16 protein-coding genes and 1 pseudogene are annotated in these 21,557 nt (G+C 61.0%); 9 read left to right on the top strand and 8 right to left on the bottom strand.

The window, feature by feature from the left end:
• Positions 1-7 precede the first annotated feature (7 nt).
• Complete coding sequence (wecC, locus tag MRBLMS1_RS19460; RefSeq protein ID WP_485881227.1) at positions 8-1,276, top strand: UDP-N-acetyl-D-mannosamine dehydrogenase; 1,269 nt, start codon at positions 8-10, stop codon at positions 1,274-1,276.
• Between the two features lie 57 nt (positions 1,277-1,333).
• A complete protein-coding gene (locus MRBLMS1_RS19455) occupies positions 1,334-2,518 on the top strand; it encodes a glycosyltransferase family 4 protein (RefSeq protein WP_485881225.1) in 1,185 nt (394 codons plus the stop codon).
• Between the two features lie 62 nt (positions 2,519-2,580).
• On the opposite strand, the gene MRBLMS1_RS19450 is transcribed toward MRBLMS1_RS19455, so the two are convergent.
• On the bottom strand, positions 2,581-3,477 hold the full coding sequence (locus tag MRBLMS1_RS19450; RefSeq protein ID WP_485881223.1) for a sulfurtransferase: 897 nt from the start codon (positions 3,475-3,477) through the stop codon (positions 2,581-2,583).
• A gap of 137 nt (positions 3,478-3,614) precedes the next feature.
• On the opposite strand from MRBLMS1_RS19450, the gene dnaE reads away from it, so the two are divergent.
• Positions 3,615-7,154, top strand: a complete 3,540-nt coding sequence (gene dnaE / locus MRBLMS1_RS19445) for a DNA polymerase III subunit alpha (protein WP_128142030.1) — start codon at positions 3,615-3,617, stop codon at positions 7,152-7,154.
• A 61-nt stretch (positions 7,155-7,215) separates the two neighbouring features.
• On the opposite strand, the gene MRBLMS1_RS19440 is transcribed toward dnaE, so the two are convergent.
• From MRBLMS1_RS19440 to MRBLMS1_RS19430, 3 genes are all read right to left on the bottom strand, one after another.
• Complete coding sequence (locus tag MRBLMS1_RS19440) at positions 7,216-7,446, bottom strand: DUF6139 family protein (RefSeq protein ID WP_034747058.1); 231 nt, start codon at positions 7,444-7,446, stop codon at positions 7,216-7,218.
• Between the two features lie 117 nt (positions 7,447-7,563).
• Positions 7,564-8,565 carry a VirK/YbjX family protein gene (locus tag MRBLMS1_RS19435; protein WP_485881221.1) on the bottom strand — a complete coding sequence of 334 codons (1,002 nt, stop codon included), beginning with the start codon at positions 8,563-8,565 and terminating at the stop codon, positions 7,564-7,566.
• A 131-nt stretch (positions 8,566-8,696) separates the two neighbouring features.
• Positions 8,697-9,518, bottom strand: coding sequence for a MipA/OmpV family protein (locus MRBLMS1_RS19430; protein ID WP_485881219.1), 822 nt, complete (start codon positions 9,516-9,518; stop codon positions 8,697-8,699).
• Positions 9,519-9,675: 157 nt separating this feature from the next.
• Here MRBLMS1_RS19430 and MRBLMS1_RS19425 point away from each other — a divergent pair, with 157 nt between their 5' ends.
• The 4 genes from MRBLMS1_RS19425 to MRBLMS1_RS19410 all read left to right on the top strand — a co-directional run bounded on the left by MRBLMS1_RS19425 (position 9,676) and on the right by MRBLMS1_RS19410 (position 14,060).
• On the top strand, positions 9,676-10,362 hold the full coding sequence (locus MRBLMS1_RS19425; protein ID WP_230518478.1) for a response regulator: 687 nt from the start codon (positions 9,676-9,678) through the stop codon (positions 10,360-10,362).
• Positions 10,359-11,747, top strand: a complete 1,389-nt coding sequence (locus MRBLMS1_RS19420) for a sensor histidine kinase (protein WP_128142034.1) — start codon at positions 10,359-10,361, stop codon at positions 11,745-11,747. The genes MRBLMS1_RS19425 and MRBLMS1_RS19420 overlap by 4 nt, the downstream gene beginning before the upstream one ends.
• A 119-nt stretch (positions 11,748-11,866) precedes the next feature.
• Positions 11,867-13,462 (top strand): ATP-binding protein, encoded by a 1,596-nt coding sequence (locus tag MRBLMS1_RS19415; protein ID WP_485881217.1) that lies wholly within the window; start codon positions 11,867-11,869, stop codon positions 13,460-13,462.
• Positions 13,449-14,060 carry a response regulator transcription factor gene (locus MRBLMS1_RS19410; RefSeq protein WP_456150912.1) on the top strand — a complete coding sequence of 204 codons (612 nt, stop codon included), beginning with the start codon at positions 13,449-13,451 and terminating at the stop codon, positions 14,058-14,060. Before MRBLMS1_RS19415 ends, MRBLMS1_RS19410 begins: the two co-directional genes overlap by 14 nt.
• 15 nt (positions 14,061-14,075) lie before the next feature.
• On the opposite strand, the gene MRBLMS1_RS19405 is transcribed toward MRBLMS1_RS19410, so the two are convergent.
• From MRBLMS1_RS19405 to MRBLMS1_RS19390, 4 genes and pseudogenes are all read right to left on the bottom strand, one after another.
• Entirely contained in the window at positions 14,076-15,176 is a 1,101-nt protein-coding gene (locus tag MRBLMS1_RS19405; RefSeq protein WP_485881214.1) for a glycosyltransferase family 9 protein, read from the bottom strand.
• Between the two features lie 35 nt (positions 15,177-15,211).
• A complete protein-coding gene (msbA, locus tag MRBLMS1_RS19400) occupies positions 15,212-16,945 on the bottom strand; it encodes a lipid A export permease/ATP-binding protein MsbA (RefSeq protein ID WP_485881212.1) in 1,734 nt (577 codons plus the stop codon).
• A gap of 51 nt (positions 16,946-16,996) precedes the next feature.
• Positions 16,997-18,208, bottom strand: a complete 1,212-nt coding sequence (locus MRBLMS1_RS19395) for an O-antigen ligase family protein (protein ID WP_485881210.1) — start codon at positions 18,206-18,208, stop codon at positions 16,997-16,999.
• A 252-nt stretch (positions 18,209-18,460) separates the two neighbouring features.
• A pseudogene (locus MRBLMS1_RS19390) lies at positions 18,461-19,699 on the bottom strand (malic enzyme-like NAD(P)-binding protein); the annotation flags it as partial.
• 207 nt (positions 19,700-19,906) lie between these two features.
• Between MRBLMS1_RS19390 and MRBLMS1_RS19385 the strand changes: the two are divergent.
• Both MRBLMS1_RS19385 and MRBLMS1_RS19380 read left to right on the top strand, forming a co-directional pair.
• Positions 19,907-20,932, top strand: a complete 1,026-nt coding sequence (locus MRBLMS1_RS19385) for a LacI family DNA-binding transcriptional regulator (protein WP_128142040.1) — start codon at positions 19,907-19,909, stop codon at positions 20,930-20,932.
• 109 nt (positions 20,933-21,041) lie between these two features.
• Positions 21,042-21,521 carry a hypothetical protein gene (locus MRBLMS1_RS19380; RefSeq protein ID WP_485881207.1) on the top strand — a complete coding sequence of 160 codons (480 nt, stop codon included), beginning with the start codon at positions 21,042-21,044 and terminating at the stop codon, positions 21,519-21,521.
• The last annotated feature ends 36 nt before the right edge of the window (positions 21,522-21,557 follow it).

The raw sequence follows: 21,557 nt of genomic DNA, 5'->3' as shown, positions 1-21,557 counted from the left end.
ATATCAAGTGAATCAAAAATTCAATTCAATTTCAGTGATCGGTTTGGGGTACATAGGTTTGCCCACGGCAGCCATGTTTGCGTCGCGAGGTGTCAAGGTGATTGGCGTTGATATTAGCCAGCACGCAGTCGACACCATCAATGCCGGTAAGATTCATATTGTTGAACCTGAACTGGATATGCTCGTACATGCCGCTGTCACCGAGGGCTGCTTGCGTGCAACTACCCGCCCGGAAGCCGCCGACGCTTTTCTTATCGCGGTGCCGACTCCGTTCAAGGGTGTGCATGAACCTGACCTGAGTTACGTGCGTGCAGCGGCCGAGTCGATCGCGCCGGTGCTAAAAAAGGGCAACATCATTATTCTCGAGTCGACCTCGCCGGTTGGCACGACCGAACAGATGCTGCAATGGATGCAGCTTGCGCGTCCCGACCTGCGCTTCCCCATCAGTGCGGCGGACGCAGACGTCGATGTACATGTGGCATACTGTCCTGAACGCGTACTTCCCGGTAACGTGGTGCATGAACTGGTGGCCAACGACCGCATCATCGGTGGTGTGACAGCGCGCTGTGCTGCGCTGGCCGCCGATGTGTATCGCATCTTTGTGCGGGGTGAGTTACTGCATACCAATGTCCGCACGGCGGAAATGAGTAAATTGGCTGAAAATGCGTTCCGTGATGTGAATATTGCTTTTGCTAATGAACTCTCTCTGATCAGCGACAAGCTTGATATTAATGTTTGGGAATTGATATCTCTCGCGAATCGCCATCCACGCGTCAATATTCTGCAGCCTGGCTGCGGCGTGGGGGGGCATTGTATCGCCGTCGATCCATGGTTCATCGTTGACAAAACGCCGCAGCAGGCGCGTTTAATCCGTACTGCCCGCGAGGTGAACGATCATAAGCCGGAATGGGTGTTGACTCAGGTGAAAGAGGCTGTTGACGCACGGGTTGCTGCGGGGAGGGCCGAATCGACGCTGACGGTAGCCATGCTGGGTTTGGCATTCAAGCCCAACATTGATGACTTGCGAGAAAGTCCGGCCCTGAGTATTGCAGAAAAATTTGCTGCAAGCACCGGCGCCCGCCTGTTATTGGTGGAGCCAAATATTGATGCCTTGTCTGGTCCACTTGCGCAGCATGCGCTCGTTTCCGTTGAAGACGCCGTTGCCCAGGCTGATATCCTTGTGTTGTTGGTTCGCCACAGCGACTTCAAGGGTATTGACGCCAAGCTGACACCTGGCGCGACGCTGTTGGATATCGTCGGTAACTCCTACGCCTGAGTATCGTTGGGAGGGCATGGTTTCAGGCGCTATTGCAGTAGAACAGAAGGAAAATGAATGAGAGTTTTGCTGTTGAGTTTTTATTATACGCCCGATCTGTGTCCAGGTTCGTTTCGTGCCGCGTCCCTGGCGAATGCCCTGCTGGCTACCTTGCCAGCAGGTTCCCATGTCGATGTGATTACGACCATGCCGAATCGTTACAGCAAATTTTCGGCCGTGGCGCCAGAAGTTGAAGAGCACGCTGGCTTGACGATTCGGCGTATTAGCCTGCCTGCACACCAGAGCGGCATGCTGGATCAGTCGAAAGCCTTCCTTGCCTTTGCCCGCAGTGCAATCAAGCTGGCCAAATCAGCAGAGTATGATCTGGTCTGCGCAACCTCATCGCGCCTGATGACGGCCGTACTGGGCGCCTGGATCGCGAGGAACCGTTCCGCTGCGCTGTACCTTGATATTCGTGACATCTTCGTCGATACCATCAAGGATGTCTTGCCCAAGCGTCTGGCCGGTATCGCCAAGCCGGTGTTTTCCAGGCTGGAAAAGTGGACGATCCGCCGTGCCAACAAGGTCAACCTGATTTCCGCAGGATTTGCCGACTATTTCTTAAGCCGTTATCCAGATCAGAAATTTTCGTATTTTACCAATGGAATTGATGACGAGTTCCTGTATATCGGCATGGGTGATAGAGCCGTTTCCACTCCTGTCGAGCCACTTATTTCGATTGTTTACGCTGGTAATGTCGGCGAAGGGCAGGGCTTGCATCTGATCTTGCCCGCGCTGGCTAAGCGTTTGCGCGGACGCGCACGGTTTACCGTAATCGGCGATGGCGGGCGGCGCGCGGCGCTGGAAAGCGCGCTGAGCGAGGCGGGTAGCGATAATGTTTCCTTCCTTCCACCGATGAAGCGGCAGGAATTGATCGCAGCATACCAAGCTGCGGATGTCCTGTTTGTGCATTTGAACGATTACGATGCGTTCAAGAAAGTACTACCCTCGAAATTGTTCGAGTACGGGGCCAGCGGGAAGCCAGTATTGGCGGGGGTGGATGGCTATGCGGCGAAATTTGTTGCTGAGGAAATACCGAATGCGGCCGTTTTTTATCCCTGCGACGCTGACGCCGCAGTCGCGGCCTTTGATCGCCTCGTGATCCAAGATACGCGTCGTGAACAATTCGTGGCCAAGTTTTCCCGCATGAACATCGCCAGGGAGATGGCCGGCGATATCATCGCTTCCTGCCCACGGCCTTGAATCCAGGCAGTGGTTGCAGCGCGGAGGGACGTTTCTTGTCCGGCGCGCTGCAACCCGAAGACTTAGAGTCCGTTCTTGTCAAAACAATGCGGGCAAGACACCTCATACACATATTCCGGCGCCAGTTGCTGGCGCGGCGTGACGACGGCGCGGCAGACGAAGCACTGCACGGTTTCCGTCGGTTCCAGTTTTGGGTTCAGGGCCGTGCGGTAGTCGAACACGAAGCAGTCGCCTGTGTAGTGCTCGCCGCCCACTTCCTCGAAATACTTGAGGATGCCGCCGTCGAGCTGGTACACGCTGTCGTAGCCGATTTCCTTCATGTGGATGGCGGCCTTTTCGCAGCGGATGCCGCCCGTGCAGAAGGTGACGACGGTCTTGCCTTCCAGCTCGTCCTTGTGGGCGGCGGCCACGGCCGGAAATTCCGTAAACTTGTCGATCCGGTAATCGAGCGTGTTGTTGAACGTGCCCACGTCCACTTCAAAGGCGTTACGCGTTTCCATCATGACCACGGGCTTGCCTGCATCGTCGACGCCGGCATCTAACCAGCGCTTGAGCGTGTGCGCGTCGACGGACGGGGCGCGGCCCAGTTCCGGCTTGATCAGCGGCATGCGCATGGTGATGATTTCTTTTTTCAGCTTGACCAGCATGCGCTTGTGCGATTGCTCGTTAGACAAGCTTTCTTTCCATTCCAGATCGGCCAGACGCGCGTCGCTGCGCACCCAGGCGAGGAAGCTGTCGATATGCTCGCGCGTGCCCGACAGGAACATGTTAATGCCTTCCGGCGTCAGCAGGATCGTACCCTTCAGTTCCAGCGCCAGGCATTGCTCCTGATACAAGGGACGCATGGCTTCCGTATCGTCGAGCGTGATGAATTTATACGCGGCGATATTGACAAACGTGGCGGCCAGCGGGCTGGCGGCGGCGGAAACGGCGGGTGTTGCTGGGGTGATGGCTTGCATGATGGCGATCGGCTTAGACTGAACAGCCGATATTATAAGCCCGACAGGCCAGGCAGGATACCCGGTCCGTACGCGCGACGCGGTAGAATAGACCCCATTGAATTTTGCACGAAACGGTACACAGGATGGAAATGGTAATGCAAGAGGCCGGCGCTCCGGCAGGTTCACAGCAAGCGATGCAGCCCGGTCCTGCTTTCGTCCATTTGCGCGTGCACTCGGAGTACTCGATCGTCGATGGCCTGGTGCGCATCGACGACGTCGTCAAGGCGGCGGCGAAGGACAAGCAGGTGGCGCTGGCCGTCACCGACCTGTCGAACCTGTTTGGCATGGTCAAGTTCTACAAGGAAGCGCGCGGCAAGGGCATCAAGCCCATCGTCGGCGTCGACGTGTGGATCACGAATGACGATAACCGCGAAAAACCGTCGCGCTTGCTGTTGCTGGCGAAAAACCGCATGGGCTATCTGCAGCTGTGCGAACTGCTGTCGACGGCCTGGCTGACGAACCAGTACAAGGGCCGCGCCGAGTTGCGCATCGAGTGGCTGCAGGCGCTGGCGACGAATACCTACGACCTGTACCCGGGCGAAAGCGCGGCCAATGGCTTGATCGTGCTGTCCGGCGCGCACTTCGGCGATGTCGGTACCGCCATCGAAAATGGCAACCTGGCTCTGGCCGAGCGCAATGCGCAGCGCTGGGCCGAGATTTTCCCCGGTCATTTCTATATCGAAATCCAGCGCGGCGGCCAGGCCAACCAGGAAGCGCAGGTGCGCCATGCGGTGGCGCTGGCGGCCAAGCTGGGCTTGCCCGTGGTGGCCACGCATCCCGTGCAATTCATTTCCCCTGAAGAATTTATTGCCCACGAAGCCCGCACCTGTATCGCCGAAGGCGAAATGCTGGCCAATGCCAAGCGCGTGAAACGGTTTAACGACAGCCAGCGCTTCCTGTCGCAGGCCGACATGGCGGAACTGTTCGCCGACTTGCCGGCCGCGCTGGCCAATTCCGTGGAAATCGCCAAGCGCTGCAATCTGACCTTGACCCTGGGCAAGCCGCAACTGCCGAACTTCCCCACGCCGGACGGCATGACGATCGACCAGTTCCTCGTTGCCGAATCGCAGGCGGGCCTGGAAAAACGCCTGATACAGCTGTATCCCGATCCCGAGCGCCGTGAAAAGGAGCGTCCGCGCTACGAGTCGCGCTTGAAATTCGAGACGGATACGATTTGCAACATGAAATTCCCCGGCTACTTCCTCATCGTGGCCGAGTTTATCCAGTGGGCCAAGGAAAACGGCGTGCCCGTCGGTCCGGGCCGTGGTTCGGGTGCGGGTTCGCTGGTCGCGTATTCGCTGCTCATTACCGACCTCGACCCATTGCAGTACAACCTGCTGTTCGAGCGCTTTTTGAATCCCGAACGCGTCTCGATGCCCGACTTCGATATTGACTTTTGCCAGGAAGGGCGCGACAGAGTCATTCAGCACGTCAAGGATTTGTATGGCAAGGAGGCGGTCTCGCAGATCGCCACCTTCGGTACCATGGCGGCCAAGGGCGCGATCCGCGACGTGGGCCGCGTGATGGACTTCGGCTACAACTTCTGCGACGGTATTTCGAAGCTGATCCCGTTCAAGCCCGGCAAACCCGTGTCGATCGCGGACGCCATCGAGGAAGAACCGCTGCTCAAGGAGCGCCTGGAAAACGAGGAAGAGGTCAAGCAGCTGCTGGACCTGGCGCAGCAGGTCGAAGGCATCACGCGCAATATCGGCATGCACGCGGGGGGCGTCTTGATTGCTCCCGGCAAGCTGACGGATTTCTGCCCGCTGTACACGCAGGGCGGCGATTCGGGCGTCGTGTCGCAGTACGACAAGGATGACGTGGAGGCCGTCGGCCTCGTGAAGTTCGACTTCTTGGGTCTGACCACGCTGACCATCCTCGACCGCGCCGTGCGCTACATCAAGCAGCTCGATCCCGCGCAGGCGAACTTCGACCTGGCGACCTTGCCGCTGAACGACAAGCCGTCGTACGACTTGCTGACCAAGGCCAAGACCGTGGCCGTGTTCCAGCTCGAGTCGCGCGGCATGCAGGGCATGCTGAAAGACGCGCGTCCCGACCGTTTTGAGGACATTATCGCGCTGGTGGCCTTGTACCGTCCGGGCCCGATGGACCTGATTCCCGACTTCTGCAAGCGCAAGCACGGCGAACGTTTCGATTATCCCGATCCGCGTACGGAATCGATTCTGTCCGAAACCTACGGCATCATGGTGTATCAGGAGCAGGTGATGCAGATGGCGCAGATCGTCGGCGGCTACTCGCTGGGCGGCGCCGACATGCTGCGCCGCGCCATGGGTAAGAAGAAGGCCGAAGAGATGGCCGAGCACCGCGAGATCTTCCGCGCCGGTGCGGCAAAAGATGGCTTGACGGCGGAAAAGGCCGACGAGATCTTCGACTTGATGGAAAAGTTCGCCGGCTACGGTTTCAACAAATCGCACGCTGCGGCCTACGCCTTGCTGTCGTACCACACAGCCTATTTGAAAGCGCATCACACGGCCGCCTTCATGGCAGCCAACTTGTCGCTGGCCATGGACGACACGGACAAGATCAAGATCCTGGTGGAAGATTCGCTGGAAATCTGCAAGCTGACCTTGTTGCCGCCGGATATCAACGAATCCGATTACCGCTTCACGCCGAGCGGTGCGCCGCCGTCCGTCAGCGGCAAGAAAGTCACGCAGATCCGCTATGGCCTGGGCGCCGTGAAAGGCTCGGGCCAGAACGCCATCGAAGCCATCATCGCCGCGCGCGAGGCGGGCGGGCCGTTCACGAGCCTGTTCGATTTCTGCAAGCGCGTGGACAAGAAGCAGATCAACCGCCGCACCATCGAGTCCCTGATCCGCAGCGGCGCCTTCGATTGCCTGAAGGTCGACCGCGCCATCCTGCTCGCATCGGTGGCATTCGCCATGGAATGCGCCGACCAGGCCGCCAAGGCGGCAAACCAGGTGAGCCTGTTCGGCGGCGACGACAGCGACATGGTGGCGCCGCCCGAGTACGTCAAGGTACCCGTGTGGACCGATAAACAGCGCCTGACGGAAGAAAAGATCGCGCTGGGCTTCTACCTGTCCGGCCACCTGTTCGATTCGTATGCGCCCGAGGCACGCCGTTTTGCGCGCACGAAATTGTCGGAACTGTCGCCGTCGCGCGAACCGCGCATGATGGCCGGCGTCATCACGGGCTTGCGCACGCAGATGACGCAACGGGGCAAGATCCTCATCGTCACCCTGGACGACAAGAGCGGCACGGTGGAAGTGACGGTGTATGGCGAATTATTTGACTCCAACCGGAAAATCTTCAAGGAAGATGAATTCCTGGCCGTCGTGGGCAAGGTGTCGGAAGACCGTTTTTCGGGCGGCTTGCGTATCACGGCCGAGAGCGCCTTCGACATCATCGCCGCGCGCGTGCAGTATGGCCGCCAGCTGGGCCTGACCTTGCCGGCCACCCTGGACGCCAAGCGCATCCGTGACGTGATCATGCCGCACCGCGCCGAGACGGGATTGCCGATCGCCGCGCGGGTCAGCCCGCAAGGCGTCAGTTGCGTGCTGCAGTTTGGCGATGAGTGGAAAGTGGCGCCATCGGATGAGTTGCAGATGGCGCTCGAGCAAATGCTGGGCGCACAAGAGGTGGCGGTCGAATACTGACCGGCACCACCCGGCAGACAACAAAGCCAAACCGCAGACATGCTGGTTTGGCTTTTTTCGTTTACATGTCTTTCAGGCCCGTGATCGCATAGCCTTTGGCGGCGATCTGCTGGTGCGGCTGTTCGATATGGTAGTCGGGCAAGATTTCGGCATCGTCGGCCACTTCGCTGGCGCGTGTTTCGAGCTGCCAGTCGGTATTGGTCACTTCTTCCGGAATGAGCTTTCCTTCCGGCACGGCGAGGTAGGAAAAAATGCCGTCGTGCTCGGCCCGGCGGTAGATGTCTACGCGCATGAATGCCTCCTAGTAAGCGTTGGGGGAACCGGCGCACCGCAGTGCATGCCGATAGCGCTAGCGTAACAGGATTGTGCCGTGCACGGGTTGTAGCGTGTGCCGCAGGAGCAGGGACGCTCAGGCGATGGCGGAAGCGTAGTCGTCGTCTTCGCCGAGCATGGCCGATTGCCGCACCTCGCCGGCGGCCGCCGCAGCACCTGCCATGGCGGCTTGCAGCGGGCTGCGATGGGCGTCGAGGCCGCTACGCAGGCAGGCGATCATGTCCAGTGTCAGTTCGTGGCGCTTGCGTGCTTCCGAGCGTTTTTTGGAAGGAATTTCTTGCAGCGCGGGAAAGGGCAAGTTTTCGCACTCCAACTCAAAATCGCCATCCTGGCGCACTTGCGCGCCCAGTTCTTGCCATAGCAAATTGTAGTCGGCGAACAAACGGCCTTTCTTGGCGGAGTGGTGCACGGCGCGGTTGATATTGCCGACAAGAAGCATCTTGCGGCAGCCGTGTTCGTACCCCAACTGGCGCACCAGGCGCACCATCAGGGTCTTCGGACGCATGCCGTGCAAGTCGCGCGTTGCCTCGCGCACGCGGTGCGCGCTGTCCTCGCCCTTCGGGCCTTGCAGGCAGCCGATGCGCATGCCCAGGGTGGCGCGCAGCTGACTGCCGAAGAAGGAAAAGGCGATCGAATACAGCACGTCGCCGTCATCCATCAGTTGCAGCACCATCTCGCCTTCGCGGTCCATCGGATGCAGCGAACACAGCTGCAAATGGTAGGGCGCGCCCGATTTTCCCGCCACCGTGCCCAGGCGTACGGGCCCGTGCGCCGCTTGGCCCATCAGCTTGCCCCAGCCTTGCTGCAAGATGAAATGGTAGTGCTCGGCCAGCAACTCCACGCGCTGCTGGCAATTCAAGGTCAGGCTCAGGTAAGGGCGGTAGACCTTGTGGATCATGTGCGGATAGGCCTGCACCAGGTCATGAAATACTGGATGCGAGTTCAGCAGTTGCAGCCAGAGGCGAGTCTGGCGCTGCTGCACGCGGGCGCGCAGATGCAGCTTGAGCATTTCGCGCCAGCGGCGCATGCCGCTCGGCATCGCCATCAAGCCGTCAGACAGGGTAATGGTTGGCATCATTGTGGCGTGGCAATGCGTGCTGCATGCATGGAAGGGATGGTATGGTCGGAAAACCATGTCATCTTATGCACGCCATCTCCCCCTGTAAATTGGCGAAACAGCGTACGGGTTCCCCTTATGCCAACCCTGTTTTAATAGCGGTAGGTGACGTACACGGCGCCGATCGGCGAGGTCTTGCGCTGCACGATGGGGCTCTTGGCCGCGTCGCCCAGGCGGCTCTCGACGCCGACCAGGGTATTGATGCCCCAGCGCGCATCGAAGCGGTGCTCCCAGTTGACGGTGGCTTGCGCTTCATAGAAACCGGCCTTGGGCGTGTATTGCTTGAACGAGGTGTTCGCGGCCTGAGTGGCCGTCACGCCATACATGGTCTGCACGTATTTGCGCTCGCCCCAGCCCAGCTGGCCGCCGATGGTCACGCTGTCCTTTTGCATGCCCTTGGCGTCGGACCTGCCGTAGACCTGGCCCGTCGCTTCGAAATGCACGTTCGCGCCGTTTTCGCGGTTCGACAGGGGAATGTCGCTCGACACGCTCAGCGACAGGCCCGGCAATGGCGAATAGCCAGCGCTGAGCAGGGCGCTGGCGTTGCCTTTGACTTCGCCCATGCCCTTCAGGTAATCGCTGCCGCCCCAGCCGTTGGCGCCATTGCGTTTGTGGTCTTCGCGGTTGCCGCGGTAGCCCAAGGCAGCGCTGTAGCTGAAGGGGCCGGCCTCGCCGCCATAGCCGATGCCACGCGAGGTGCTGAAGAACAGGCCATTGGCCATGGCGTAATCGAGGATGATCAGTGGCGAGGCCGACAGCTTGTCGGCGCCGGAATAGCTGGACACGGCGGCGACACCGCCGCCGATGGTGAAGACATTTTCCGCAGCCGGTTCGGCCGCCGCGGCAGCCAGGGGATTCAAGCTCAGGCCGCAAGCCAGCGCCAGCGAGGTCAACAAGGTTGTAGATGCGTGCATGGAGTTTTCCGTCAGGTGGAGAACCGAGTCCGGAGTGGCTCGATTGACTGCCGACAGTATCTGCCCTTGCCATGAAGGAAAAATGAGCCTTTTATTAAGATTGCATGAAGAGCGCTTCTTTACCCTTTCTTCAGCTTGCGGTGGTTTAATACTCACCATGAAGATACTGCTGATTGAAGACGATATGGACCTGGGCAATGGCGTGCGGATCGCCTTGCGCGACCAGGGCATGCAAGTGGTCTGGGTGCGCAGCCTCGAGGATGCGGCGCGCAGCATCGAGCACGACAGTTGCGAGCTGGTGTTGCTGGACCTGGGCTTGCCCGATGGCGATGGCCTCGATTTGCTGGCCCGCTTGCGCGCGGCCCGCCTGCCCGTGCTGATCCTCAGCGCCCGCGACACGCTGGAACAGCGCTTGCGGGGCCTGGACGGCGGCGCCGACGATTACCTGGTCAAGCCCTTCGTGCTGGCCGAGCTGCTGTCGCGCGTGCGCGCGCTGGCGCGCCGCAGCTATGGTTTCGACGGCGACACCATCGAGTTGCGCGGCCTGCTGCTGCAGGTACCCACGCGCCGTGTCAGCGTGCATGGCCGGCCGGTGGAGCTCACGGCCAGTGAATATGCGCTGCTGAAGACCTTGCTGATGCGCGCCAACCGGGTCATCACGCGCCGCGTGCTGGAAGAACATATCTTGCCCGGCGGACTGGCCAATGCCAGCAATACCCTCGATGTGCACATGGGCAACCTGCGCCGCAAGATAGGAGAAGGGTATATCCGCACCGTGCGCGGCGTCGGCTATGTCATCGACCAGCAGGGCGAACCGTCCACCGCGCCGGGTACTGGCGCATGATGGGGCGTTTCTGGGCCATGCTGCGCCGGCCTACCCTGGTGCGCCGCCTGATGATGGCGCAAATGCTGATGCTGACCATGGTGTGGAGCCTGGCCGTGGCGTATGTGATGGTCGAGGGGGCGGACGAAGCGAGCAATGTGAGCCGCGGCGTCCTGCACGCCATTATCAGCGTGGCCGATAACCTGGCCGAGCAGCCGCAGCGCCAGGAACAAAGCTTGCGCGCCATCGACGAAGCTTTGCGTGAAGAGTTTGAAACGGGACAGGTGCCGGAACTGGCGCCGCGCATCCTGGTCTGGCGCGAAGGCAAGCTGGTCTACAAATCGCCCGATGCGCCCAGCGGTATCCGCAGCGCCGGCCCGGAGCAGATGGAAGTGGTGTACGTCAAGGGCCAGGCCTGGCGCAGCCGCAGCCTGGCCGAGGGCAGTACGCGCGTGACGGTGCTGGAAGCGGGAGGCGCCTGGCAATTGTTCATCACGATCAATTCACGCGGTTACTACCTGCTGCCGCTGCTGATCAGTCTGCCGTTCCTGCTGGTGCCGGCCTGGCTGTCGATCCGCCTTGCCATGCGCCCGTGGCGCAAGCTGGCGCAAGAGGTAGCGGCGCGCGGGCCGCAGGATTTGCGGCCGCTGGCGTTCAAGCCGCCGCATGGCGAACTGGCGGCACTGGTCGACAATATCAATGCGCTGCTGCAGCGGGTTGATGCCAGCGCCGCACGCGAACGCAGCTTCATCGCCGATGCCACGCATGAGCTGCGCACGCCTCTGGCAGCCATGCGCGTGAATGTCGAGGCCTTGCAGGGCCAGGTACATGATGCGCGTCAGCAAGAGCTGCTGGACGGTATCTTGAACAGCGGCAACCGGGCCGCGCGCCTGGTGGGCCAGCTGCTGCAACTGACGCGCAGCGAAGTGCAGGCGGGCGCGGGCGAGTTGCCGCGGCGGCAGGCGCTCGACACCTTGCTGCAAGACCGCCTGGCGGCCCTGTCCGGACTGGCCCAGGCGGGCGATATCGAGCTTGAATTGCAAGCCAGCGTCTCGCTCAGCGTGCCGGGACAGCGCGAAAGCCTCGTTTCGTTGATCGACAACCTGGTGGAAAACGCCATCAAGTACAGCCCGCGCGGCAGCAGCGTGACAGTGTCGCTGCATGCGGAGCGGGGCCAGGCCGTGTTGCATGTGGCCGACCAGGGACCGGGCATCGCGCCGGCGCTGTATGAGCGCGTGTTCGACCGCTTTTTCCGCGCGCCGCAGCAGGTGCAGCCAGGCAGTGGCCTGGGCTTGTCCATCGTCGCTTCCGTCGTGCGCCAGCATGGCGGCACGATTCAGCTGCACAGCGGTAACGGCGGCCTGGGCTTGCTGGTGGAGGTGCGCTTGCCCTTGGCCGTGGTCTGACCGCGCTGGCAGGTTTTGCGGTATTGCATGAAAATTATGTCATGTGCATATAACGCAAGATGACATGGCGTGGCGCACGCTTGCGATGCATAATGCGGGACAGTTAAAAAAACACCGTTATGCGTCTATTCCTGTCCCGCTACCTGCCGTATCCCGCCTTTGTCGGCCTGTATCTGCTGTTTGACTGGGCCACGTATATCGACCCGATGTACGGGCTGAACATTACCCCGTGGAACCCCGATCCTGCGCTGGGCCTCGTGTTTTGGCTGATCCATGGCCGCAAGGCGGCGCTGCCATGGTTCATCGCCCTGGTGGCCGGCGAGGTGCTGGTGCGCGGCATGCCGGCAGGCCTGCCCCTGACCTTGCTCTGTTCGGCGTGGCTGGTGCTCGGCTATGGCGGTATCGGCGCAGTCCTGCGCCGCAGTTTCAGCAGCAGCGACATCTTCGACAACCGGCGCCGCCTGAGCGCCTGGGTTCTCATCGTGCTGCTGGGCACCGCGCTCAATGCGCTCGGCTACATTTCCCTGCTGTCGCTCACGGGGCGCATACCGGCCGGCGAATGGGGCACGGCCGTCTGGCGTTTCGGCATTGGCGACACGGTCGGCATGCTGGTGTCGATGCCGCTGATCTGGGTGCTGTTCAGCGAGCGCGGGCGCGAGCGCCTGCATGCCGCCGTCTGGCGCTGGGAAACCCTGGCCTACCTGGCCCTGGCCAGCTTCGTGCTGTGGAGCCTCTTCGGTTCCATCGTGCGTTCCGAATACAAGCATTTCTACTTCCTGTTTCTTCCCGTCATCTGGGCCGCATCGCGCCAGGGCTTGCACGGCGCCATGCTGGCCGTGTTTGTATTGCAGCTGTGCATCATCACCCTGGTGAAATGGACGCATGCCGTCGATATCCAGTTCTATGAACTGCAACTGCTCGACGCCGTGCTGGCGCTGGTGGGCTTTTTTATCGGCATCGTCGTCGATGAAATGCGGCAAGTGGCCGATGAGCTGAAGCACACGCTGCGCCTGGCGGCCGCCGGCGAAATGGCGGCGGCCTTGGCGCATGAGCTGAACCAGCCGCTGACGGCCTTGTCGACCTATGGCAAGGCGTGTGAATACCTGCTGGAACGGGGCGAGAGCGGCGTCTTGCTGCAAGGCGCCATCGGACACATGATCGTCGAATCGGGACGCGCCGCGGACGTGGTGCGCCGCCTGCGCGACTTTTTCCGCACGGGCGCGATGCAGCTCGAGGCGGTGCGGGCGAGTGAGCTGATCGAGGGCCTGGTACGCCAGTTCACGCCGCTGTTCCACGAGCATGGCATCGAGCTGGCGCTGGCGCCGCCGTCGCCGCTGGCCGTCAACGCGGACCGCCTGCAAATCGAACTGGTACTGCGTAACCTGCTGGCCAATGCACAGGATGCGGTGATGGGCCAGCCGCGCGGCCAGCGCCGGATCACGGTCTCGGCCGAGCCGCGCGAGGGCGGCCGGCTGCGCCTGTCCGTGGAAGATAGCGGCCCCGGCATTTCCAGCAGCCTGGCCGCACGCCTGTTCGAACCGTTCGTCTCGACCAAGGCCAGCGGCCTGGGGCTGGGGCTGGTGCTCAGCCGCAGTATCGTCGAAGCGCATGGCGGCCAGCTATGGGCCGAAGTGGGCAAGCATGGCATGTTTCGTTTTATCCTGCCCCTGGCGCACGCCGGTGCAGGCGCTACGGGAGAGTATGGTGACAAGTAATTTGACGGTGTTTATCGTGGACGACGATCCCGCCGTGCGCGATGCGCTGGGTTTGCTGTTGGGCATACGCGGCTACCGCACGGCCCTGTTTTCCTGCGGCGAGGATTTCCTGCACAGCTGGCGGCCCGAGTGGGCCGGCTGTCTGCTGATCGATATCCGCATGTCGGGCATGGATGGCCTGAGCCTGCAGCGCTGCTTGCTGGAGCGCAAATGCCTGCTGCCGATCATTATCATTACGGGGCACGGCGACGTGGCGCTGGCACGCCAGGCATTCAAGGCGCAAGCCAGCGATTTCCTGGAAAAACCATTTGATCACGATAAGTTGCTGGCCGCCATCGATGAAGCGTTTTCGCGCGAGGCGCATGCGCGCGGCCAGTTGCAGCGCCAGGTGGACGGGCTGGCCTTGCTGCGCGCCTTGACGCCGCGCGAGCGCGAAGTGATGCAGTTGGTGGTGACGGGTCAGCACAACCGCGATATCGCCCCGGCGCTGGGTATTTCCGTGCGCACGGTGGAGGTGCACAAGGCGCGCCTGATGGACAAGCTGGGCGTCGATAATGTGGCCGATCTGGTGCGCATCAGCATGCTGGCCTCCGGCTAGCCGCTGAAGCGTTCTCTAGGCGATGGTCTGCAATACCTGATCGCTTGAAATCGCCTTGACCCAGTCGCTGCGCCGCGCCACCGTGATGACGGTGCTGTTGGCGCTGTCGAAGGGGGCCCATTCCGGATTCTTCTTGCGCATCAATGCCACCACGGGCACATGCACGGCGTTCGCCAGATGCATGATGGATGTTTCCACCGAAATAATCAGGTCGCATTGCGCCAGCATGGCCGGCAGCTGGAAAAAATTGTCGACGGCACTGAAGGCTTGCGTGCGCGGCAAGTTGTGCGCCTGCACGACGGTATTCACCTTGGCCAGTTCCTGCGGCATGGCATTGATCAGGAAGCAGGCATGCTGCCATTTCGGCATCGCTTGCATGCGCTTGATCAGCTCGGCAATGCGCTCCAGGGGCCAGCCGCGCTTGTGCGATTTGGCAAACGGGTTCAATAGCACGAGCGGCCCCTGGCGCGGGGCAAAGCCCCAGGCGGCCAGCTGCTCCTGCGCCTGCTGCAATGCGTGCTCGGGAATGTGCACGAAGGGATAGCGTTCGGCCACGGGAATGTCGAGTCCCGTCAATTGATGGAACCAGTCCGCATATACGCTGCTGATATGGTGTTCGCCGGCATCCTGACCCGCATACGAGGCCAGCACGGCGTCGATCTTGCGGTAGGCCAGGTAATGCCAGGGGCGTAGCGGGCTGAACGGCTTGCGCGTGCCGATCACCAGCCCGTGCGGGCTGATTGCGCGGGCAAGGTCCGCATATTGCTGTGGCCGTACGTGGGCAAGCGACACGACGACAGGATAGTGCTCGGCCTTGGCTTCGCGCAGTGACTCTTCGTACAGTGCGGGGCTATAGGTCTTGCGGTACACCTTGGAAAACAGGCCCGACTGTTCCACCCAGTCGTACAGCGAATAGGTGCGCAAGCTTTCCCATTGTTTGGCGTCGGATGTGCGGCGTACTTCGTCCACCCACAGGTGGATCTTGATATGCGGGTAGGCCGCGGCAAAGGCGCGGAAACCGTTTTGCAGGTAGGTGAAGTCTCCCAGCGCCAGATGGGCGATGAAAAGAATTTTGTCCGACTTTTGTAGAAGTTCGGCGGGAATCAAGGGCGTCATGTATCAGTACGATTTCAGGTATTCATTCGGTGGTGTCATAGCACTTGCTGGGAAAATTGCAGGCGATGGAGGTTGGCATACGCGCCGTTGGCATCCAATAATTGCTGGTGACTGCCGGTTTCCATTATTTTCCCGTGTGACAATACCACGATACGGTCCGCACGTTCAATTGTTGATAGCCGATGAGCAATAACTAAGGTGGTTTTTCCTTGCATCAGGTGCTCGAGTGCCGCTTGCACGGCCCGTTCCGCCTCCGTATCCAGTGCCGAAGTGGCTTCATCGAGGATCAGGATGGGCGCATCCTTGTAGATCGCGCGGGCAATGGCCACGCGCTGGCGCTGGCCGCCGGACAGGCGCGAACCGTTGTCGCCCAGGCGCGTTTCCAGGCCGTCGGGCAAACCGTCGATGACGTCCGACAGGAAGGCTGCCGCGGCGGCCGCTTCGATGCGCTGCCGGTCCGGGACCGCATCGCCATACGCGATGTTGGCGGCCAGGGTATCGTCGAACAGCACCACCTGCTGGCTGACCATGGCGATCTGGCTGCGCAGGCTGGTCAGGGCGATGGCATCGATATTCTGTCCATCGAGCAAGATTTCACCGCTGCTGGCCGAGTAAAACCCGGGCAGCAGGCTGACCAGGGTAGATTTGCCGCCGCCGGACATGCCGACAAAGGCGACCGTTTGCCCTGGCGCGATGCTCAGGTCGATGTGCTGCAGGGCCGGCTCCGGATGTCCGGGGTAGGCAAAGCTCACGTCCTTGAATTCGATGCAGCCTTTGCTGCGGCCAGCGAGCGGCTTGCCGCCCGTGCGTTCCGGCGTCTTGTCGATCAGCAAAAAGACTTCCTCCGCGGCGGCCATGCCGCGCTGCAGGGGACCGTTGACTTCGGCCAGTTGCTTCAAGGGCGTCAGCAGCATCAGCATGGCCGTGATGAAGGAAACAAAGCCGCCGACCGTGATCTGACCCTGCTCCGACTGGAACAGAGCCATCACGATGACCAGGGCCACGGCGGCGGCCGTGATCACCTGCGTGATGGGCACAGTGGCGGAAAAGGTCGTCGTCATGCGCATGCTGTAGCGGCGCAATTGTTCGGCGCGTTCTTCGAAGCGGGCTTTCTCGTAGGCCTGGCCGCCGAAGATCTTGATCACTTGCTGCGCGCGCGTGGTTTCCTCGATGACCTGGGTCAGCTCGGCATTGACGGCCAGCGAGTCGCGGTTGAGTTTTTTCAGGCGCTTGCCCGTGGTGCGCACGACGATGGTCAGCACGGGCAACAGCACCAGGGTGACCAGGGTCAGGGCCCAGTTCAGGTACAGCAGCCACGCCAGCAGGCCCAGCACGGTCAGCGAGGAGCGCACGATCGAGGTAAACACCTTGGTCACCATCTCGATGATCTGCTGCACTTCAAACATGATGGAGTTGATGACTTTGCCCACCGTGTGCGTGTTGTAGAAGTCGATGGGCAAGTTCAGCATGCTGGCAAACATCCGGCGCCGCAATTCGTTGAGGATGCGCGTGGAGACATAGCTCATCAGGTAGCTGCTGGCAAACGTCGAGGCGCCGCGGATGGCAAAGATACCGATGACGATCAGTGGCACCAGCCAGAAGGAAAAATTCACCTTGCCGCCAAAACCATTGTCGAGCAGCAACTTGAGCGCATACGGCAGCAGCGGTTCCGTGCCCGCCGTGACGACCATCGCCAGCAGGGCCAGGGCCAGGTGTTTTTTATACGGCGCGTGCAGCGCGGTGAGGCGCTTCAGGTCGGGCGTCAGCATCGGTACGATTCCTTGCAGGGGGCAGCAAAAGCGGTCAGGCGAAAAACAAGCTCAGGCGGTGCGTTCTTGCTGGCGCAACAGGGCCCACAATATCACCATCGGGAAGACCAGCATGATGATGCCGATATTCAAGGTTAGCGAGCTCGTCGTCAGGCCAAAAATCATATAGCAGGTGCACAGTATCACGCCTGCCAGTGCATATGGCTGGGCTGCAGGAGCACTGTGGCGCAGGGCGCGGCCAAACAGTGACAAGGGGATGAGGAAGAGCGCCAGCAAGGCCATGACGCCGACGATGCCGCGTTTGACAAGCGTATCGAGGTAGTCGTTGTGGGCATTGGTATAGTTTTTAACGAGCGCATTCAATTTGCCTTCGTCAGCTAACTGTTGCTTTGCAGCCAGATAACCGCTGCGGCCCATGCCCAACCAGATATTGTCATTCGACATAACCCAAGCGGTGCGCCACATTTCCATGCGTTGACCGATGGAGGTGGTCACCGTCTCTCTGGATTGGAACTGTTTTATTTCATTGACCGCTATTGCTATGCGTTCAGGTACGCGGGAGTTAGGAAGTGTATAAGCCAGTGTAGACACTATCAGGAGTGCACTCAGCAAGGTGGCCATGTAGCGTGCTCCGCGGCCTTTTGAGTAGTGGTACAGGAAAAGACAGCCGCAGACGGGAAGTACTAGCCAGCCGCCGCGGCTGACACTGATGATGGACCCCACGATGCCAGCCAGTCCGCCGGCAAGCAATAGCATCCTCCATGCGAGGCGATGGCTCCGCGTGTGCACCCAGCCCAGGCCGCAAAGGGATAGCATGCCAAGCAGTACGCTGACGTTGCCATAGTGGATGGCATTGCTGGTCGCTGCTTGCGGACGGTACATTTCCAGTACGAGGATTTGCCAGGATGCTAAAGCGGCACCGCTGATGGCACCTATGGCAACTCCACTCCACCATGCTGCGGGGCGAGGTGGATAGGCGAGTAGTAGCAGCAGTACCGGTGTGGCCAGCAGCGCGCGCAATGGCATGTCGAGTTCGCGGGCCGGATCTGCGTGGAACAGCATGTTAGCAGTGAAAACACAGAAATAAAGCAACAGGGTGCCGAGCAGCAGATAATCCTGACGTTGTAGGTTCAGGCGCGGACGTTTCCATAGCAGGCAGATGCTGGCAATCAGAAGGGTCAGGGCACCTAATGAATAGCCGCTGGTAACAGCCAGCGCCAATGCCGAAAAAAGAAAAACACAAACAGAAGTCAGGCCGAGCATGAATATCCTTGGTAACGCACGTGTCGCCATGATGGCAACTGTAGCAACATAAAGTAGGCGTCATTGTAATCGAAGGTGGCTGCAAAAACGCCTGTACGGAATTGACTCTTCGACAACTATGTGAACGGTCTCAAGGAGGAGAATGTAAAAAACCATGGTTTTTAGCCATGGTTTTTTTGTAAGCAATGGTAACTTGCTGTTATTTTGCCAAGGCCGCAAGGCCTGTCATGCGTCTCAGGCGGTGGCTGGCACGCGCGTGGCGACGCCGGTGGCGATGGCCGCTTGCGATACGGCAGGCGCGACCCAGCTGCGCAGACGCTCGTCGAACGGCGACGGTATCAGTTGCAGCGGGCTCAAGGCGCTGCTCTCGTGGCCCGGCAGCGGCTCCTTGGCCAGCGCGGCAATGGCGCGCACGCAGGCCAGTTTCATTTCTTCGTTGATGGTGGTGGCGCCCACGTCGAGCGCACCGCGGAAGATGTAGGGGAAGCACAGCACATTGTTGATCTGATTCGGGTAATCCGAGCGGCCCGTGGCGACGATGGCGTCGTCACGCACGGCATGCACTTTTTCCGGGGCGATTTCCGGATGCGGATTGGCCAGGGCAAAGATCAAGGGCTTGGCGGCCATCGATTCAACCATCTGCGCGCTGACCACGCCGCCCTTCGAGACGCCGATGAAAATGTCGGCGCCGACCATGGCATCGGTCAGGTCGCGGTCGCTCGTGTCGTTCGCGTAGCGCGCCTTGTTCTCTTCCATGTTGGCATCGCGGCCCGGGTAGATCACGCCTTGGCTGTCGCACACTTTCAGCAGCGACTTGTTCAGGCCCAGCGAGACCAGCAAGTCCAGGCAGGCGATCGAGGCCGCGCCGGCGCCCGAGACGGCCACCTTGACGTTGCCGATATCCTTGCCCACCAGTTCCAGGCCGTTCAGGATGCCGGCCGCGACGATGATGGCCGTGCCGTGCTGGTCGTCGTGGAAGACGGGAATGTTCATGCGCTTGCGCAATTGCTGTTCGATGTAGAAGCAGTCGGGCGCCTTGATGTCTTCCAGGTTGATGCCGCCGAAGGTCGGCTCCATGCGCACGACGGTGTCGATGAACAGGTCGGGGTCGTTCTCGGCCAGTTCGATGTCGAATACATCGACGTCGGCGAACTGCTTGAACAGGCAAGCCTTGCCTTCCATGACCGGTTTGCTGGCCAGCGGGCCGATATCGCCCAGGCCCAGCACGGCCGTGCCATTCGTGATCACGGCCACCAGGTTGCTGCGCGACGTGTAGGTGCCGGCCGTGCGCGGATCTTCCACGATGGCTTCGCAGGCGAAGGCCACGCCCGGCGAGTACGCCAGGGTCAGGGCGCGGGCGTCGCCCAGCGGTTTGGTTGGCGTGACGGAAATCTTGCCCGCGCGGGGTTCCGCGTGATAGGCGAGGGCGGCTTCTTTCAGGTTGAAGGTCTCGCCGTTCTGTTCGGCGTGCTTGCTGTGCGAAGTAGACATAGGAATTCTGGGAAGGGCATGCATGGCCCGAGTGGTAAGTCCGAGCCATGGTATGCAAGCGTTTGCACGCTGTCAAGGCTGGATTGTACTTAAGCGTAACAAAACCGCTTTGGGCAGCGGCATTATTTCAATGCAAGCGTTTGCTCGGTTTTTGACGGAATGGGCATTTTTTACGATAAAATCACGGTATTGCGATCCGGGAAGCCCATGACAAACAAGAACCCCACCTTAAGCGACGTTGCGCGGGCCAGCGGCGTGCACTTTTCCACCGTGTCGCGCGTGATGAACCCGGCAACGCGCCAAATGGTCAGCGCCGAGGTGGCCGCGCGCGTGCTGGCCGAAGCGGGCCGGCTCGGCTACCGGCCCAACCGCGCCGCCTCCACCTTGGTTACGCGCAAGTCGCGCATCATCGGCGTGGTCTTGCCCGACATTACCAACGCGGTTTTCCCGCCCATTCTGCTGGGCATCGAGGAAGGCTTGCGCAAGCATGGCTACCTGGCCATCGTCGCCAACGTGGGCGCCGACGAGGAAGAACAGCTGTTCGTCATCAACCGCCTGCTGGGGCAGCAGGTCGACGGCCTGATCCTGGCCACGGCGCGCCGCGACGATCCCGTCATCAAGATGTGCATCGACCAGAATGTGCCTGTCGTGACCGTCAACCGCAGCGATGAAAACGGCGTGGCGTCCTGCGTCGTCAGCGACGACGTGGTCGGCATGCGCCTGGCCGTCGAGCACTTGCTGGCGCTGGGCCACCGCCATATCGCGCACATTGCCGGCCCGGAAAACCTGTCTACCGGCCACGTGCGCCGCCTCGGTTTCCTGGCCGCCATCCAGGCCAGCGAACTCGATCCTTCGCAAGCGTTCGTCTTTGAAAGCAGCGGCTATTCGCGCGAATGCGGCAAGGAGGCGTTGCTGGAACTGCTGCGCCATTCGCCGCAAACGACGGCCGTGGTGACAGGCAGCGACCTGGTGGCCCTCGGCTGCTACGACGCCATCCGCGAACTGGGCTTGAGTTGCCCCGAAGATATTTCCGTCGTGGGCCACAACGACATGCCGTACATGGACATGATCCGCCCACCGCTGACCACCATCCGCATCCGCCACCACGGCATCGGCACGGAAGCGGCCCGGCTGATCCTGCAAACCATCGCCTCGCCCGATTCGCCGGTGCTCGACGTGCGCCTGAAACCCGAACTGGTGGTGCGCGAATCGACGGCCGCGCCGCGCGCCTGACACCTTCTTGCCCTTCTTTCTGCCGAGTATGTTTAAATCTTGATATTGATAATGATCAAGGCAACGCCATGCAGACGAGAGCCAAGCAAGCACAGCAGGGAGGCCGCTGATGCCGAAAAATTTCGGCATGCCCGGCAACGCCTGGCGCTATGCGCTGGGCAGCGATTATGGCTATTGCTCGCCCTTGCTCGACGGCATAGAGTTTGAAAACGAGTGGGTCACCATCCGCGAATCGGCGATCCGCATCCGCGCCGGCTATGCCTGGGATGGCTGTTCACCCTGCATCAGCGTGCTTGGCCTGTTTTATGTGGGCACGCCCGATGGCGCGCAGCACCTGGGCTTGCCGGCCACCTATCATGCCAGCCTCGTGCATGACGTGCTGTGCCAGTGGCGCGCCGACATTCCCGTCAGCCGCGCGCAGTCGATCGCCATTTTCCACCAGTTGCTCAGGGAAGTGCGCTTCCCTTTGGCGGGACTCTATGCGGGCGCCGTCTTCCTGTTCGGGCCACGGCGCGGCTTCATGCGGCCTGTCGCGCGCACTGCGGTGGCGGCCCCGCACCCGCCGGGCGCAACATTAAAGCGGCGCTGACGCCGCCGCCGACGCGCCATGATGTTAAACTGGCGC

This window comes from Massilia sp. LMS1-1-1.1 (assembly GCF_040815535.1).
GTDB classification, from domain to species: Bacteria; Pseudomonadota; Gammaproteobacteria; order Burkholderiales; family Burkholderiaceae_D; genus Janthinobacterium; species Janthinobacterium aestuarii.
This window is presented reverse-complemented; position numbering and strand designations above follow the sequence as displayed.

Coding starts and splice junctions, on each gene's coding strand:
- MRBLMS1_RS19405 (WP_485881214.1), bottom strand. CDS start 15,176: ATGACGCCCTTGATTCCCGCCGAACTTCTACAAAAGTCGGACAAAATT.
- MRBLMS1_RS19385 (WP_128142040.1), top strand. CDS start 19,907: ATGACAAACAAGAACCCCACCTTAAGCGACGTTGCGCGGGCCAGCGGC.
- MRBLMS1_RS19410 (WP_456150912.1), top strand. CDS start 13,449: ATGGTGACAAGTAATTTGACGGTGTTTATCGTGGACGACGATCCCGCC.
- MRBLMS1_RS19395 (WP_485881210.1), bottom strand. CDS start 18,208: ATGCTCGGCCTGACTTCTGTTTGTGTTTTTCTTTTTTCGGCATTGGCG.
- MRBLMS1_RS19440 (WP_034747058.1), bottom strand. CDS start 7,446: ATGCGCGTAGACATCTACCGCCGGGCCGAGCACGACGGCATTTTTTCC.
- MRBLMS1_RS19425 (WP_230518478.1), top strand. CDS start 9,676: ATGAAGATACTGCTGATTGAAGACGATATGGACCTGGGCAATGGCGTG.
- MRBLMS1_RS19415 (WP_485881217.1), top strand. CDS start 11,867: ATGCGTCTATTCCTGTCCCGCTACCTGCCGTATCCCGCCTTTGTCGGC.
- dnaE (WP_128142030.1), top strand. CDS start 3,615: ATGCAAGAGGCCGGCGCTCCGGCAGGTTCACAGCAAGCGATGCAGCCC.
- MRBLMS1_RS19420 (WP_128142034.1), top strand. CDS start 10,359: ATGATGGGGCGTTTCTGGGCCATGCTGCGCCGGCCTACCCTGGTGCGC.
- MRBLMS1_RS19455 (WP_485881225.1), top strand. CDS start 1,334: ATGAGAGTTTTGCTGTTGAGTTTTTATTATACGCCCGATCTGTGTCCA.
- MRBLMS1_RS19450 (WP_485881223.1), bottom strand. CDS start 3,477: ATGCAAGCCATCACCCCAGCAACACCCGCCGTTTCCGCCGCCGCCAGC.
- MRBLMS1_RS19430 (WP_485881219.1), bottom strand. CDS start 9,518: ATGCACGCATCTACAACCTTGTTGACCTCGCTGGCGCTGGCTTGCGGC.
- MRBLMS1_RS19380 (WP_485881207.1), top strand. CDS start 21,042: ATGCCGAAAAATTTCGGCATGCCCGGCAACGCCTGGCGCTATGCGCTG.
- MRBLMS1_RS19435 (WP_485881221.1), bottom strand. CDS start 8,565: ATGATGCCAACCATTACCCTGTCTGACGGCTTGATGGCGATGCCGAGC.
- msbA (WP_485881212.1), bottom strand. CDS start 16,945: ATGCTGACGCCCGACCTGAAGCGCCTCACCGCGCTGCACGCGCCGTAT.